Origin of the sequence: Holdemanella hominis, assembly GCF_014306155.1 — a bacterium.
Lineage (GTDB): Bacteria > Bacillota_I > Bacilli_A > Erysipelotrichales > Erysipelotrichaceae > Holdemanella > Holdemanella hominis.
This window is the reverse complement of record NZ_JACRWH010000138.1, coordinates 1-598: the sequence shown is the minus strand read 5'-3', so window position 1 is coordinate 598 and position 598 is coordinate 1. Positions and strand designations below refer to the sequence as shown.

The window sequence follows — 598 nt, the reverse complement described above, 5'->3', positions numbered from 1 at the left end:
TAGTAGTTGTTTAATATCTGATTTACGTATTTAATTCTTTGTTCAACTGGCGTTTCAACTTCTGCTAAATCTGCAGGATTCCAGATTTCTCCTGTAAGAAGCATATAATATGCGCCTACAAGTATTTTTCTGGCAATCGCAATAAAAGCACATTTCTTTCCACGACGTTTTGAAATTTTATTAAATTTGTTGGCGTAGTAAGGATGGTTTTTATCTTTGACTGCTGCATGTGTAACTTCAACCAAACATGGTTTAAGATATACTCCGGCTCTGGAAATGCGTACGGATTTTTTCTTTCCTGTTGACTGGTTACTTGATGGAGTTAAACCTGCCCAGGAAGTTAATCGTCTTGTAGAGGTGAATTGATTCATATCTACACCGATTTCAGAAAGAATTGTGATGGCAGAGTTTCTGGAAACACCAGGTATCTGACGCAGAAATGAAATATAGTCTTCGTATGGCTCAATCATTAAATCAATAAGTTTATCAAGTCTTTGGATATTGGATGATAATTGTTTGATGTGGTCATTTACAAGTTCTATACGAGATTTCTGGACTGGTGTTAAATCCGTTCCATTAATTGAGTCAAGAATCATAT

1 protein-coding gene is annotated in these 598 nt (G+C 35.5%); it reads right to left on the bottom strand.

The window, feature by feature from the left end:
* Positions 1–598 (bottom strand): transposase (locus H8911_RS12265; protein ID WP_186999855.1); only part of this gene is annotated, 598 nt, incomplete at both ends.